Here is a 13955-nt window from a genome sequence, read left to right on the forward strand (position 1 = left end):
AGGACTTTAATATGGGAACTATTCATATACCTGTTTCAGTGCTGAATCTTGCTCCAATCCGCGAGGGACAGGACTCTAAACAAGCAATTGAGTCAATGATCGACCTTGCCCAAGCCGTCGAAGATATGGGCTATCAACGCTATTGGATTGCGGAGCATCATAATACGTCAACACTAGTCAGTTCAGCTACATCTATTTTAATACAACATACATTAGAACAAACCAACCAAATTCGAGTGGGGTCTGGAGGAATCATGCTTCCAAACCATGCGCCGCTTGTAGTGGCGGAACAATTCGGCACTATGGCGACGATGTTTCCAAACCGAGTTGATCTGGGTCTTGGACGAGCTCCTGGAACTGACATGATGACAGCAAGTGCTTTAAGGCGTTCAAAAAATGATTCTGTTTATACCTTTCCTGAGGATGTACAAGCATTGCTTACTTATTTCGGACCAATTGAGCAGCAAAGTTACGTCAAAGCATATCCTGGGGTCGGGACCAATATTCCGATTTATATTCTGGGGTCCTCAACCGATTCTGCTTATTTGGCAGCAAGTTTGGGTTTGCCATATGTATTTGCCTCCCATTTTGCTCCGAGATTTATGGAAGAGGCAATAACGATTTATCGGGAACGATTCCAACCGTCCGAGTATTTGGACCAACCATATATGATGGTTTGCTTAAATGTGATTGCGGCTGAAACAGATGACGAGGCGAAATGGCTGTCAACAACCAAGGAGCAATTCTTCCTTAATGTTGTCCGCGGGACACAAAATCCGTTGCGCCCTCCTGTCGAAAAAATTGATGAGCTATGGAGTCCGATGGAAAAAGAAATGGCTTCTTCTATGTCGAGTGTCACGTTGTTGGGAAGCAAGGAAACTATCCGTCAGCAATTAATGAATTTCCAAGATAAATACAACGTTGATGAGATTATGGCTGTATCATATATCTTTGATGAAGAAAAACAAAAACGTTCTTATGAGATTTTTAAAGAGATCGTCGATGGAAAGTAGATTTTCAAAAAAAGATCACCCTCTGGAAAATACAGAGGGTGATTTTTTATTAGTTATTTTCTTTTTGGAATTTAATCATAAATTCACTGAAGGCCTGGCAAGCTTCAACTGGCACCGCATTGTAGGCGGAAACGCGGCATCCACCGATTGAACGATGACCATTAACTCCGACAAAGCCTTCTGATTTCGCTTCTTCTAAAAATTTCTTCTCTAGTTCAGCTGTTTTTAGATTAAAGGTAAGGTTCATTAGTGAACGGCTGTCTTGTTCCGCGTGGCCAATGTAAAAACCGTTACTTTCATCAATAACTGAATAAATAAAGTTTGCTTTTTCCTCATTTCGCTGAGCGATTGTCTCCAAACCGCCCAAGTCACGTGCCCAGTTAAGTACTTCTCCCAGCATGTAAATGCCAAAGGTTGGCGGTGTATTGTATAAGGAATTATTTTTTGCATGGGTACTGTACTTTAACATCGTTGGGATGTTTGTATTGGCACGCTCTAGCAAATCTTTTCGGATAATAACAACTGTTACACCGGATGGACCAAGATTTTTTTGCGCACCTGCATAAATCAAGGCAAATTTGCTGACATCGATTGGTTTCGAAAGGATATCACTTGACATGTCGGCTATTAGAGGCACATCCCCTGTATCAGGAAAGTCCTTCCACTGTGTACCATAAATCGTATTATTCGAGGTAATATGGACATAAGCATCTTCCTGATCGTACTGTAATTCATTAAGTTTTGGGATGCTGCGGTATTTTCCCTCTTTCGTTGAAGCTCCTTGGTAAACATCGCCAAATAATTTCGCTTCGGAAAAGGCCTTTTCTGACCAAGAACCTGTCATGACATAACTTGCTTTTTTCTCTGGCTGTAAGAAGTTCATCGGAATCATCGAAAATTGAAGGCTGGCTCCGCCTTGAAGGAATAGAACTTCATGGGTATCAGGAATCGCCAATAGGTCGCGCAGGCTGCTAATCGCCTGATTATGTACCTCTTCATACGGGCGGCTCCGGTGGCTGAGTTCCATTACTGACATTCCTGTGCCACGGAAATCGATTAATTCTGCTTGAGCTTTTTCTAGAACTGTAAGAGGTAAAGCGGATGGGCCTGCATTAAAGTTATAGGTACGGTGTACTTGTAGTTTCACTTTTTCTCACTCCATCTTTTCGGTTTATTTGACTATAACATAGATTCAATTTTCGGAAAATAAGTTTTATTCCACGAATGGAAAGATATTTTGAAATTATTTATTTTGGGACAAATGGAAGCGTTTTATAAGTAGTTATGTAAATACTGTAAAAAGTTAGTATTGTATTTTAGGGATCCATAGTCTAAATCGAGCTATTATGGAAAGTATACATAAGGAGTAATTCCTACCTCATTAACCTTGGAAAGGAGAATTTACATGGAAGGATCTTTGAAAGTTGGAGAAATGGCCCCGGACTTTTCATTGCCCGCTACAACGAAGGAGAGTATTTCCTTATCTGACTACCGCGGTCAAAAAAATATTGTTGTTGCCTTTTATGGAATGGATTTTACCCCAGGCTGAATTAAAGAAATAGCCTCTTGGAAAGAGGATTATAAACGATTTGAAGAAAACGATGCTGAAGTTTTGCCAATCAGTGTCGATCATATTCATTCGCACCGAGTCTTTGCCGCAAGCATGGGAACACTGCCATATCCGCTGCTTTCAGATTGGCATAAACAAACGGTAAAAGAGTACCAAGTTTTTAACGGAAAAGGGGAGACTGCGATCCGTTCCGTATTTGTTGTAAATAAAGCTGGAGTCATAACCTATTTAAACACCTCATTTAAAGCAGATAAAAGAGAGCACTATGAAGCAGTTTTTAATGAACTTGAAAGGTTAAATTCGTAAATTTAATAAAAATATAATAGGTAAACACATTATCAAAGACCATAAAAAACATGGTCTTTTTTTTTAGCTCTCCCTAGCAATTTACCTCTCTAAAAATAAACAGAAACAAAAGGAATATTTAAAAAAAATTGGCAAAAGTTATTAATTAGGTGGTGGTGTACGTGTCTTTATTTCGAAAAATGAAGAATGCCAAAAGCGGTCTGAAAAAAAGACCTTTTACAATACCCGATAAAATTTTAGAAGGACAAAGTAAAATATCTGTATCACTTAAAGAAACTGATGCTTTAATAAAAGCAGTTTTAGGGGAAAATGATGATTTTCAGGTTAAACACTTTAAAATCTTTGGACAATATCATGCGGCCATTTTCTATTTTTCTAATTTAGTGAACCAGGACAATCTTAATAAGGATATTTTAAGACCGCTTATGTACGTACCTGAACATTTAATATCTAAAGAGAGGCCGCTTAATAAATTAATTGACATTATCATGAATGAAACCCTTTACCATGGTCAGGCAAAGGTAGAGGAAAGTTTAGACAAATTAATAGCGGTTCTTCTAAGAGGAGAAACGGTAATATTAATTGATGGTATTACGGAAGCCATCCATATTTCAACAAGAGAAGTGGAACATCGTTCTGTTACTCAGCCAGAAACAGAACAGGTTATTTTGGGTCCACGCGAAGGGTTTATTGAAAATATTGATACCAATATAGCCATGCTGAGATACCGTCTTCCGACTTCAGATTTTCAAGTGAGAACAATGAAAATTGGTCGCTTGACCAAATCAACGGTATGTTTTTGTTATATAAAAGGAGTTGCCAACGAGACTGTCATATCCGAGGTGGAACAAAGACTTTCAGCAATTGATATTGATGCGATATTAGATGCTGGATATTTAGAACAATTTATCGAAGATAATCACTTTACACCTTTTCCCCAAGTCCAAGCAACTGAGAGGCCTGACAAAACAGTCGCAAATTTGGTGGAAGGCCGAGTAGCCATTCTTGTAGATGGGTCTCCTTTTGCTTTATTAGTCCCAGTGGTCTTTAACCAATTCTATCAAACAGCTGAGGATTATTCTTCAAGATTTTTGATGGGTACCTTTGCAAGGTTTGCTCGGATGTTGGCACTTGTCTTTTCCCTGGTTTTCCCCTCGCTTTATGTTTCATTAATTGCGTTTAATCCTGAACTGCTGCCGACAGAATTTGCTGTAGCCGTTGCAGGGGGCAGGGCAGGTGTGCCGTATCCTGCTGTGGTTGAGGTACTAATTATCGAAATAGCTATGGAAATTTTAAGGGAAGCAACTGTACGGCTGCCAAGGCAAGTTGGGGGCGCCCTTTCCATTGTAGGGGTGTTAGTTGTCGGGCAGGCTGCAGTGGAAGCTGGGCTGGCGAGCCCCATCACAGTCGTTGTTATTGCTTTAACGACAATCGGTTCATTTGCAACACCGGCCTATACAGCGGCTTTTGCCTTAAGGATGTTAAGGTTCCCGATCATGATTTTAGCCGGAATATTTGGTCTGTATGGTGTCATGATAGGGATCATTCTAACTTTCAATCATTTACTCAATCTTAAATCCTTCGGGGTACCATATATGGCCCCTGTTTCTCCGGGAGATTCACAAGGTATGAAAGATGTTGTCACACGGAGCCCGCTCTGGTCGATGGCTAAAAGGCCTAGTTTTCTTCAACCAGTTAATCGTAAAAGACAGGAACAACATAATAATGAAGAATAGGAACAAATCAATGGGAGGTTACGAATAATGGAATACCCTAGGGAGATCACAACCGTACAAGCCTCGATGATCTTAATAAGTACCATCATTGGTGTAGGAGTACTCCCATTGCCATTGTTTGCTGTTCGGGGAGGGGGAACGGGGGCTCCGCTTGTCACACTTGCGGGAATCATTCTAGCAGGAGCAGGCTTATTTATTCTGACAATATTAGGAATTCGCCATCCGCAAAAAAACATTATTACCTATAGCCAGGATATTGTCGGAAAATGGATTGGGAGAATGTGCAGTATGATTGTGATTCTCTTTTTTCTCCTATTATCTGCATTGGCTTCACGCGAATTTGGTGAGGTAGTTGTATCGGCTGTTTTAAGAGAAACTCCATTGGAAGTAACGGTGATAGTCATGCTGTTTATTGCATGTCTAAGTGTAAGGTACAATATAAACACCTTTGCTTACATTCACAATTTTTATGTACCTGCAATTTTGGGGCCGGTCTTAATTATTGTTGCATTTTCATTGAAAAATGCTAATCCCATCTACCTGCGTCCTCTTATTGAAAAAGATTTTATTTCGATGGCTAAAGGTATGTTAACCATTTCTGGATTGTTTCAAGGCTCATTTATCGTCACAATGATTATTCCATTTATGAGAAATCCAAAAAAAGCAATAAAGGCAAGCTTTTGGGGCATTTTTATAACAGGTGGGGTTTACCTGTTAATAGTTATCGCTACTATAGCCGTATTTGGAACGGAAGAGATTAAACAGATCTTCTGGCCAACCCTCGAATTAGCGCGAACCACTGCACTGCCGGGAAATATACTACAGCGATTAGATGTAATCTTTTTAGCTGTTTGGGTGACCGCTGTATTTACAACCTTATTTTCAAGCTATTATTTTACCATTTATTCGATAAAACAAATGGCAAAGTTAAAAGACCACCGAATGATTTCGTTTTTTATCCTACCGTTTGTATTTTTTTTAGCTATGCTGCCGCAAAATATTTTGCAATTGTACGATGTGATTCAAATTGCTGGAAGAGCAGGATTATTAATAACCATTTTTTACCCTGCCATGTTATTAGCCATTGATCTCTTTAGGAGTAGAAGAAGGAGGGAAAAAAGTGTGGCACAAGAATCCTAGCTTACGGTTAATTATCATTTTTTTTCTCCTTTTTCCTCTCCTTTCAGGGTGTTGGGATGCACAAGAAATTGAACAGCGTGCCACTGTATTAGCGATAGGTATTGACCAGGCATCGAATAAAGAGGAAGATCGACAATCCGAAGGCGGTATTACCCATTTAGACAAGAATGCCTCCGAACCAAAAGAGGAATTGATTAAAGTAACCGCTCAAATTGCGGTTCCGGGGCGTATCCCATTAGGACCAACTCAGGGGCAGAGTTCGCAAAACTCGGTGTTAATTGTCCAAGTTGTAGGTCACACCATTCAGGATGCCATGCTCAATCTTCAACAGCAGGTTGCTTACGAAACCTTCCTCGGACATTTACGTATTATTGTCCTTAATGAAAAAGTGGCGAAAAAAGGCACGCAACGATTTAATGATTTTTTGAGGCGTAATCCGCAAATCCGCAGAACAGCTTCACTCGCGGTATCAAAAGAGCCGGCAGCAGATTATATGAAGCTTGTCCCAGAATTGCAACGGGTACCATCATTATATTTAGCGGATATGGTGGATAATTTATCGGCATTAGGCAGATTTCCACCTAGTTTTATTGGTTTGTTTTGGTCGATCCTTTCTAGTAAAGGCCAAGATCCGTATCTTCCTTTTCTTACCATCAAAGACAAGCGGTCTATTCAACTAAGTGGGTTAGCTTATTTTAGTGGCGATAGGATGGCAGGAAAGACCTCCCCCCTTGAAATTGGATTTTTTATGGCGATCAGGGGGATAGGCAGGGGTGGATACAGCGCTTTTATTAAAGTTCCAGGTAAAGATGAATTTGTCCTTGTTAGGGCGATTTCTCGAAAAACAAAACTCAAGGTTAACTTAAAGGATGGGAAACCTCATGTCGATATAAAGGTTCGTTACGAGAGCGAAATAGAAGAAAAGACAAGTCAAAATATTTATATTAATGATTCAAATATTGTAGGGAAAATACAAAATCAAGCTTCAAAAGAAATTGCAAAATCTCTAAAGAAGCTTATTGCCAAAACCCAAAAAGCTGAGAGTGATATTTTTGGTTTTGGCGAACATTTCCGGGCAGAATATCCAAAATATTGGAATAAGGAAATTAAAACAAAAGAAAACTGGAATCGAGTATATAAAGATCTTACTTATGATGTTCATGTTGATTCACGTATACATCGGGTCGGCATGAAAGCGAAGTAAATGGGGGAGGAATCAGAGAATGTTTCTTGGGTTTTTACCATATGTCATCGTGATATTTATCTTAACGGGGCTTTTCATTCTCTTCATCGATGTCAAAATGTATAAAAAGGCAAAACAGAAAAAAGAACAAAAGGCATCATCAATTTTCGGCTGGATGAATATAGCCATCGGTATAGGCATATTTTTGGCTAATTGGATTTACAATAAATTTATTTGGTAGGTAATCATATCTGTTATTGGAGGAGTCAAAAGATGGAACAAAATGAAAAAATGGAAAAATTACTACGCGATTACGGTTATCCTGAGCAGTCCATTCCACGACTAATGGAGGAAATCAGCTCAATGAGCTTTGATAAGGTAAAAAAACTGATTCTGCCATATAACGATATTACAGCAGAAAAATCATAAAAAATTAAAATGTGATATTGAGTAGTTTTGATAGACGATAAATAAAACAGGAGGGGTTAAAACAATTGAAGGTTTTTGTAGTTGGTGCCAACGGGAAAATCGGAAAACACCTCGTCCAATTATTATCAGATTCAAATAAATATACTGTTAAAGCGATGGTTCGAAAAGAAGAGCAGGCGCACGTATTGCAAAATTTAGGAGTGGAAACGGCAATCGTTAATCTGGAAGATAGTGTCGAGGAAATTGCTGTTTGTGCAAATGGGTCTGATGCGATTGTCTTTACGGCAGGTTCTGGCGGTCATACCGGATCAGATAAGACACTTTTAGTCGATTTAGATGGTGCAGTGAAAACGATTGAAGCAGCAGAAAAAGCAAAAATTAAACGTTTTATCATGGTAAGTGCTCTTCAAGCACATCGAAGAGAAAACTGGCATCAAGCAATCAAGCCTTATTATGCAGCAAAGTATTATGCGGATAAGATGCTTGAACAAAGTAATTTGACCTATACAATTATCCGCCCTGGCGGTTTATTAGACACAGCAGGTCCTGGAACTATTTCAGTGGCAGAAAATATCAGCAGCGGGACTATTTCCCGCGAGGATGTAGCGAAAACCATTATCGCTTCCTTAGAAGAAGGAAATACCTTTTATAAAGCGTTTGATCTCGTTTCGGGTGAGATTCCGATAGCTGAGGCGTTAAAGCTTATCAATTAGGGCATTAGAGCAGATTCAGATTATTCTGGGTCTGTTCTTTTAATATATGTATAAAAATGTATAAAGCCAATTTAATAAAAGTAATAATTTTTCGGTTTAAAATTATGTCTAGATTACTTTAATTGTCTACTGTGTGAAAGAATTTGAATGATTCTGAATAAAAGATTATATAAATAAGATTTAGAATATTTTTATAATATATTGACATAAATTTGACATGCATTTATATTAATAGAATATTACTAATAAATATACATTTATATAGAGGGTGATGGATGTGTTTGTTACCGTGGGTCCCGGACAATATCACAGAAATACTGGTTTATTATTAGATGCTGGTTTATACATAAAAAGGTATGGAACCACCGCTGTTCTGGTCGGAGGAAATACAAGCCGCCAAGTCATCGACGAGCCGCTCCGGCAAAGCTTATCTGAGTGCGGGGTAAATTTGAAACATTCATTATGGTTTGGGGGAGAATCTTCACAAACCAATATTGATAGATTGGTAGAGCAATTAAACAATGTAACCTTTGATGTGATTATTGCTGCTGGTGGAGGAAAATCGCTAGATACCGCTAAAGCAGCAGCGTACCAACTAAATAAGCCGTTAGTGGCTATTCCTACAATTGCTGCTACCTGTGCAGCAGCAACACCAATTTGTATCCTCTATAGTGATGATGGTGAATTCCTGGAAATTAGCAGGAATTCAAAAGTGCCTGAACTGGTCTTGGTCGATACCAATGTCATTTTAGCAGCACCGGTCCGATATTTGATTGCCGGGATTGGGGATACATTAGCAAAATGGTTCGAAACCAAATGTTCCATTAAAAAAGCAGTGCCTAACGCCATTAATCAAACAGCGCTCGCGATAGCTGGCCAGTTATATGAAAGCTTAATCCAAAAAGGTAAAAAAGCCGTCAGTTCGATGAATGCACAAACGGCCACAATGGAACTTAATGACATTATTGATGCGATTATATTAGTCAGCGGCAGTGTTAGCGGCTATGGTGGGGATGATTGCCGGACAGCCGGAGCTCATGCGATTTACTCAGGATTAACGATCTTTCCGGAAATTCACCATACTTATCATGGTGAGATTGTCGCTTTTGGGATATTAGCGCAGTTATGTATGGAAGGTACGGATGAAGAAGAAATAAAAACGTTAATTCACTATTACCAACAAGTTGGTTTGCCTTACACCTTGCAGCAAATGGGGATCAATGGATTAACAGATGACCAATGGAATGAGTTAGGTGAAATTACAGTGACGATTGAAGACATGGCAAATATGCCATTTGAGGTGACGCCAGAAATGGTCGTAATGTCTGTCCGTCAGGCCGATAAAATCGGAACTGAAATGTTAGTAGTTTCAAACTAATACACAGAAATATAGGGGGAAATATAAGATGAAAAAGTGGCTAGGGTTATTTTGTACATTAACGTTGTTATTTGCGTTAGCAGCCTGCGGGAAAAGCGAAGCATCCAGCAGTGCCGATGGAAAGAAATCAACCGAACCTTTAAAGGTGACACTGCCGACTTGGACGGGGTATGGTCCATTATTCTTGGCAAAAGAAAAGGGCTTCTTTAAGAAAAATGGGATTGATGTAGATCTCTCAATCGTAGAGGGATTAGCAGAGCGTAAACAAGCTTTGGCAAGTGGGAAAATTGATGGGATGGCAACAGCGTTAGATGTGCAAGTTACACTCGCAGCTTCAAAGATTCCTGTTCAAGTTGTTTGGGTATTAGATGATTCCCACGGTGGTGATGGAATTCTTGTTAAAAAGGGCATCAACAGTGTGAAAGACTTAAAAGGAAAGAAAGTGGCATTTGAAGTAGGTTCAACCAGTCATATGCTTGCACTTACCGCATTAAAGCAAGGTGGATTAACAGAAAAAGATGTCGAAGTTGTTCAAATGTCTGCAGGTGACGCAGGAGCAGCATTTGCCGCAGGTAAAGTAGATGCAGCCGTCACTTGGGAGCCATGGTTATCCAAAGGATCACAAGCTAATGGTAAGGTTTTATTATCCACAAAGGATCTTCCAGGAATCATCGTTGACACGATTAGCTTTAAAGAAGATGTTATTAAAAATCGTCCAGATGATGTAAAGGCGTTCGTAAAAGCAATGGGTGAAGCGATGGCCTATTGGAAAGAACATAAAGATGAAGCAGATGAAATTATGGCTAAGGGTCTAAAAATTGATACAAAAGAATTTGTCGGAACGGAATCTGGCCTGCAGTTCTTTACAAAAGAGGATAACAAAGAACTATTCGGTACGGAAAGCAGCAAAGGGTCCATTTATAAATCAACTGAAAATGCAATTCAGTTTTATAAAGAGCAAGGAATTATAAAAACTGAACCGAAAGCAGAAGAGGTTATTAACTCAAGCTTTCAGTAATAAGTAATGAATCGAGGCCTAATATATGAGATTCTCATATGTTAGGCTTTTTAACAGATTAATAGAATGGGTGATTAGAATGCTGGCAAAATTATTTACACCTAATAGGGAGATTCCGAAAGGTTTTTATTCAACCGCAGGGTTTGTTACATTTATTGTATTTTTAGCCGTTTGGTGTGTCCTAACGTATGGAGGAATTGTCAATCCGTTGTTTTTGCCGACACCAACGGCAGTATTATCAACTGGTGTTGATTTATTTGTCAATGGGGATTTACTTTCTGATATTGGGATCAGTTTTACAAGGGTATTAGTGGGCTTTCTTGCTGCTGCAGTTATTGGCATACCGCTCGGGATCTTAATGGGATCTTTAAAAATTATGGAGGGCGCCTTTGAACCAATTATTGGATTCATTCGCTATATGCCGGCCTCTGCCTTTATTCCATTATTAATTTTATGGATCGGACTTGGAGAACCAGAGAAAATGAGCGTTATTTTCCTTGGGACCTTTTTTCAATTAACGCTTATGATTATGGATGTGACGAAAAATGTTCAGAATGACTTGATTGAAGTTTCCTATACCTTAGGGGCAAAAAAAGGTCAGGTGTTTACCAAGGTCATTTTACCCGCAGCACTTCCAGGAATTGTTGATACCTTAAGAATTACGTTTGGCTGGGCTTGGACGTATTTAGTCGTAGCGGAAATCGTTGGGGCCTCTAGTGGATTAGGCTATATGATCATGCAGGCTTCACGTTTCCTTCAGCCAGATAAAATTATTGTTGGTATTTTAATCATTGGTATACTCGGACTGTTAACAGATATGGTCTTTAAAGCCATTTATCGCGCTTCATTTTCGTGGATGAGAAAGGATGGTTTGTAAGATGGTGACAACTGCAGCAAAAAATGTGGAATTTGATAAATCCCAACCAAAATTAGTAAAGCCAAAGTTAGAAATTAAAGAAGTTGGTAAAGTATTTAAAACTAAAAGTGGTGAAACGACCGCATTAGAGAAAACATCCTTTACCGTAAGTGAAGGAGAGTTTGTGACAATCTTAGGTCCATCAGGCTGCGGTAAATCAACAGTCTTACGGATTGTTGCTGGCTTGGAAGAAGCTACATCCGGAGAGGTATTACTCGATGGGCAGAAAATAAATGGGCCGGGACCAGACCGTGGGATGGTGTTTCAGTCTTATACGTTATATCCATGGTTATCAGTAAAGGAAAACATTACATTTGGCTTGAAATTACAAGGCATTTCACAAAAGGAACGGGACGACGTTGCTCGTCATTATTTACAACTAATTGGGTTAGAAGGATTTGAGAAACATTATCCTATTCAATTGTCAGGCGGTATGAAACAGCGGGTGGCGATTGCGCGTGCATTGGCGAATGATCCTAAAATCCTTTTAATGGATGAACCGTTTGGTGCGCTAGATGCGCAAACCAGAAATATCATGCAGGAAGTCCTTTTGAAAGCATGGGAGGAGTCAAAGAAAACGATTTTGTTTATCACCCATGATGTAGAAGAATCGATTTTTCTGGCTGATTCGGTTTATGTCATGACGGCAAGACCTGGGCGTCTAAAGAAAAAGGTTCCAATCGCTTTGGCAAGACCAAGGGATTTTAGTATTAAAGGGTCAGTGGAATTTGCAGGATATAAGGAAGAATTGTTATCTTTGATTAGGGAAGAAAGCTTAAAAGCGATCAATTAAACGGTGTCCATTTCCATAGATTGATTTAAATAAATAATGGAATTTGAAAGAATTTTACGCAGTAGGTCGGAACTCTAAGAGTTCAATTTAACAAAGATGGAAAGTATTCAGCGAAAATTTTAATATTTTTTCAACTTTAATGAAAGGTGTTTATTAAGGTGAAAATAGAGTCTTTTATTTCTGATAACGTAAAAGCGGCTCTTAAGAACGATCCGCCAGGTGAATGGATGCCTGAGCTCCCGGATGAATGTATCCGCTTGAGCTCGGGATATCCAGATCCATCTCTTGTTCCTTCTCAACAAATAAAGGTAGCTGTATCAAAACTTTTGGAAGAAGAACAGGATTTGCCTCTACATTATCTTGGGAGCCCAAGGATTGACGGCCTTAAGAACCAAATCCAAAAGAGATTGGCGGAGCGTGGAATCAAGGTCCTGGAAGAAGAACTGTTAATAACTTCAGGTGCGTGTCAAGCACTTGATTTAATCGCACGTGTTCTTGTTGACGAAAAATCGGTCGTCGCCGTGGAAGCTCCCACCTATATGGAAGCACTAGAGATATTCCAAAACTATACAACAAAGATTATTAACATACCTATAGATGAAAATGGACTTCAAACTAATGTATTAGAAGAAGTACTAAAGGAAAGAAAACAAAAAAAACTTCCCCTTCCTCGAATTTTATATACCATCCCTACTGCGCATAATCCAACAGGGACAACAATGGGAGCGGAACGTCGACATCATTTATTAAAATTAGCCGAGAAGTATGACTTTCTCATTTTAGAGGACGATGCCTATGGAGAACTTTCATTTGAAGAAAGTCCAATTCCTTTGAAGTCGATGGATACTGAAGGAAGAGTTTTACATGTCGGCTCACTCTCTAAGGTGGTTGCTCCGGGAATGCGAGTAGGCTGGATAGCTGGAAAACAGGCATTTATCTCAGCTTTTGCTTGGTTTAAGAAAGATTTAGATCATCCGTTTTCACAGGCATCCATGGCATCGTATCTAGAAGGCATTGATTTTCAAGGTCGTCTCAAGATGCTAAAAGAAGTGTATCGGGAGAAGAGTGAAACTTTAATCAAGTCATTGGAAAGTTATTTTCCTGAATGCGTTACTTGGTATGTGCCAAGCGGAGGCTACTTTGTATGGGTTCATATTCCAAGAATAGACACTTCTGACTTACTAGACCTGTCCCTGAACAAGGGTGTGTCATTTATTCCAGGAAAATACTTCTTCTTAAACCCCCAGGATGGATTGGAGTATCTTCGTCTTTCATTTTGTTATGAAGGTCATTCTGAAATGATTGAAGGAGTTCAAAGGCTAGGACAGTTGATTACAGATTACTTAAATTCTTCATTATTAAAATAAACAAAAGGGATGTTCCTTATAATGAGGAATGTTCTTTTTGTTTATTTTAATTTATTTACACTGGAGTTAAATTTGGAAAAAATTGCTGATTGTTAACACTTAGTATGGGTGGTATTATATAAAAGTCGCCTCTGAAAAGAGCGAACAATTAAATAGTCTGGTAATTAAGGCGAGAAGGTCACACCCGTTCCCATACCGAACACGGAAGTTAAGCTTCTCAGCGCCGATGGTAGTTGGGGCTTTGCCCCTGTGAGAGTAGGACGTTGCCAGGCGAGAGACAGGAATTTACGTTTCTGTCTTTTTCTTTCCCTATTTTGAGGATTGGAAAAAATTTCTATTGTAAGTGAACACCGACGGTGTTAAGATAGAAAAGTCGCTCCTCCAAAGAGCGAT

General features: G+C 39.2%; 14 protein-coding genes and 1 rRNA gene. 14 read left to right on the forward strand and 1 reads right to left on the reverse strand.

Annotated features, from left to right (window positions below; genetic code table 11):
- The first annotated feature begins 11 nt into the window (after positions 1 to 11).
- A complete protein-coding gene (locus ACZ9EE_RS27160; RefSeq protein ID WP_476031683.1) occupies positions 12 to 1013 on the forward strand; it encodes an LLM class flavin-dependent oxidoreductase in 1002 nt (333 codons plus the stop codon).
- 49 nt (positions 1014 to 1062) lie between these two features.
- On the opposite strand, the gene serC is transcribed toward ACZ9EE_RS27160, so the two are convergent.
- A complete protein-coding gene (gene serC / locus ACZ9EE_RS27165; RefSeq protein ID WP_476031684.1) occupies positions 1063 to 2160 on the reverse strand; it encodes a 3-phosphoserine/phosphohydroxythreonine transaminase in 1098 nt (365 codons plus the stop codon).
- A 285-nt stretch (positions 2161 to 2445) separates the two neighbouring features.
- Here serC and ACZ9EE_RS27170 point away from each other — a divergent pair, with 285 nt between their 5' ends.
- From ACZ9EE_RS27170 to rrf, 13 genes are all read left to right on the forward strand, one after another.
- Positions 2446 to 2889 (forward strand): redoxin domain-containing protein, encoded by a 444-nt coding sequence (locus ACZ9EE_RS27170; protein WP_476033118.1) that lies wholly within the window; start codon positions 2446 to 2448, stop codon positions 2887 to 2889.
- A 179-nt stretch (positions 2890 to 3068) separates the two neighbouring features.
- Positions 3069 to 4625, forward strand: a complete 1557-nt coding sequence (locus ACZ9EE_RS27175; protein WP_476033119.1) for a spore germination protein — start codon at positions 3069 to 3071, stop codon at positions 4623 to 4625.
- Positions 4626 to 4652: 27 nt separating this feature from the next.
- Positions 4653 to 5765, forward strand: a complete 1113-nt coding sequence (locus tag ACZ9EE_RS27180; protein ID WP_476031685.1) for a GerAB/ArcD/ProY family transporter — start codon at positions 4653 to 4655, stop codon at positions 5763 to 5765.
- Complete coding sequence (locus tag ACZ9EE_RS27185; RefSeq protein ID WP_476031686.1) at positions 5746 to 6969, forward strand: Ger(x)C family spore germination protein; 1224 nt, start codon at positions 5746 to 5748, stop codon at positions 6967 to 6969. Before ACZ9EE_RS27180 ends, ACZ9EE_RS27185 begins: the two co-directional genes overlap by 20 nt.
- 19 nt (positions 6970 to 6988) lie before the next feature.
- Positions 6989 to 7189: a CLC_0170 family protein gene (locus ACZ9EE_RS27190; RefSeq protein WP_476031687.1), complete on the forward strand. Its 201-nt coding sequence runs from the start codon at positions 6989 to 6991 to the stop codon at positions 7187 to 7189.
- Positions 7190 to 7221: 32 nt separating this feature from the next.
- The gene (locus ACZ9EE_RS27195; protein ID WP_476031688.1) at positions 7222 to 7377 is read left to right on the forward strand and encodes a hypothetical protein; all 156 of its coding nucleotides are present in this window, start codon (positions 7222 to 7224) and stop codon (positions 7375 to 7377) included.
- 65 nt (positions 7378 to 7442) lie between these two features.
- Positions 7443 to 8090, forward strand: a complete 648-nt coding sequence (locus tag ACZ9EE_RS27200) for an SDR family oxidoreductase (protein WP_476031689.1) — start codon at positions 7443 to 7445, stop codon at positions 8088 to 8090.
- 277 nt (positions 8091 to 8367) lie between these two features.
- Positions 8368 to 9468 carry an iron-containing alcohol dehydrogenase family protein gene (locus ACZ9EE_RS27205; RefSeq protein WP_476031690.1) on the forward strand — a complete coding sequence of 367 codons (1101 nt, stop codon included), beginning with the start codon at positions 8368 to 8370 and terminating at the stop codon, positions 9466 to 9468.
- A gap of 28 nt (positions 9469 to 9496) precedes the next feature.
- On the forward strand, positions 9497 to 10486 hold the full coding sequence (locus ACZ9EE_RS27210) for an ABC transporter substrate-binding protein (protein ID WP_476031691.1): 990 nt from the start codon (positions 9497 to 9499) through the stop codon (positions 10484 to 10486).
- A gap of 79 nt (positions 10487 to 10565) precedes the next feature.
- Positions 10566 to 11363, forward strand: a complete 798-nt coding sequence (locus ACZ9EE_RS27215) for an ABC transporter permease (protein ID WP_476031692.1) — start codon at positions 10566 to 10568, stop codon at positions 11361 to 11363.
- A gap of 1 nt (position 11364) precedes the next feature.
- Positions 11365 to 12195 (forward strand): ABC transporter ATP-binding protein, encoded by an 831-nt coding sequence (locus ACZ9EE_RS27220; RefSeq protein ID WP_476031693.1) that lies wholly within the window; start codon positions 11365 to 11367, stop codon positions 12193 to 12195.
- A gap of 158 nt (positions 12196 to 12353) precedes the next feature.
- Positions 12354 to 13562, forward strand: a complete 1209-nt coding sequence (locus tag ACZ9EE_RS27225) for an aminotransferase-like domain-containing protein (RefSeq protein ID WP_476031694.1) — start codon at positions 12354 to 12356, stop codon at positions 13560 to 13562.
- Positions 13563 to 13718: 156 nt separating this feature from the next.
- Positions 13719 to 13834 (forward strand): 5S ribosomal RNA (gene rrf / locus ACZ9EE_RS27230).
- Positions 13835 to 13955: the final 121 nt, after the last annotated feature.

The organism is Bacillus sp. URHA0034 (genome assembly GCF_056280405.1).

Bases quoted from the DNA above. Each gene is read 5' to 3' on its own strand.
- ACZ9EE_RS27180 (WP_476031685.1), top strand. From the start codon at position 4,653: ATGGAATACCCTAGGGAGATCACAACCGTACAAGCCTCGATGATCTTA.
- ACZ9EE_RS27215 (WP_476031692.1), top strand. From the start codon at position 10,566: ATGCTGGCAAAATTATTTACACCTAATAGGGAGATTCCGAAAGGTTTT.
- ACZ9EE_RS27160 (WP_476031683.1), top strand. From the start codon at position 12: ATGGGAACTATTCATATACCTGTTTCAGTGCTGAATCTTGCTCCAATC.
- ACZ9EE_RS27190 (WP_476031687.1), top strand. From the start codon at position 6,989: ATGTTTCTTGGGTTTTTACCATATGTCATCGTGATATTTATCTTAACG.
- ACZ9EE_RS27175 (WP_476033119.1), top strand. From the start codon at position 3,069: ATGAAGAATGCCAAAAGCGGTCTGAAAAAAAGACCTTTTACAATACCC.
- ACZ9EE_RS27210 (WP_476031691.1), top strand. From the start codon at position 9,497: ATGAAAAAGTGGCTAGGGTTATTTTGTACATTAACGTTGTTATTTGCG.
- ACZ9EE_RS27195 (WP_476031688.1), top strand. From the start codon at position 7,222: ATGGAACAAAATGAAAAAATGGAAAAATTACTACGCGATTACGGTTAT.
- ACZ9EE_RS27220 (WP_476031693.1), top strand. From the start codon at position 11,365: ATGGTGACAACTGCAGCAAAAAATGTGGAATTTGATAAATCCCAACCA.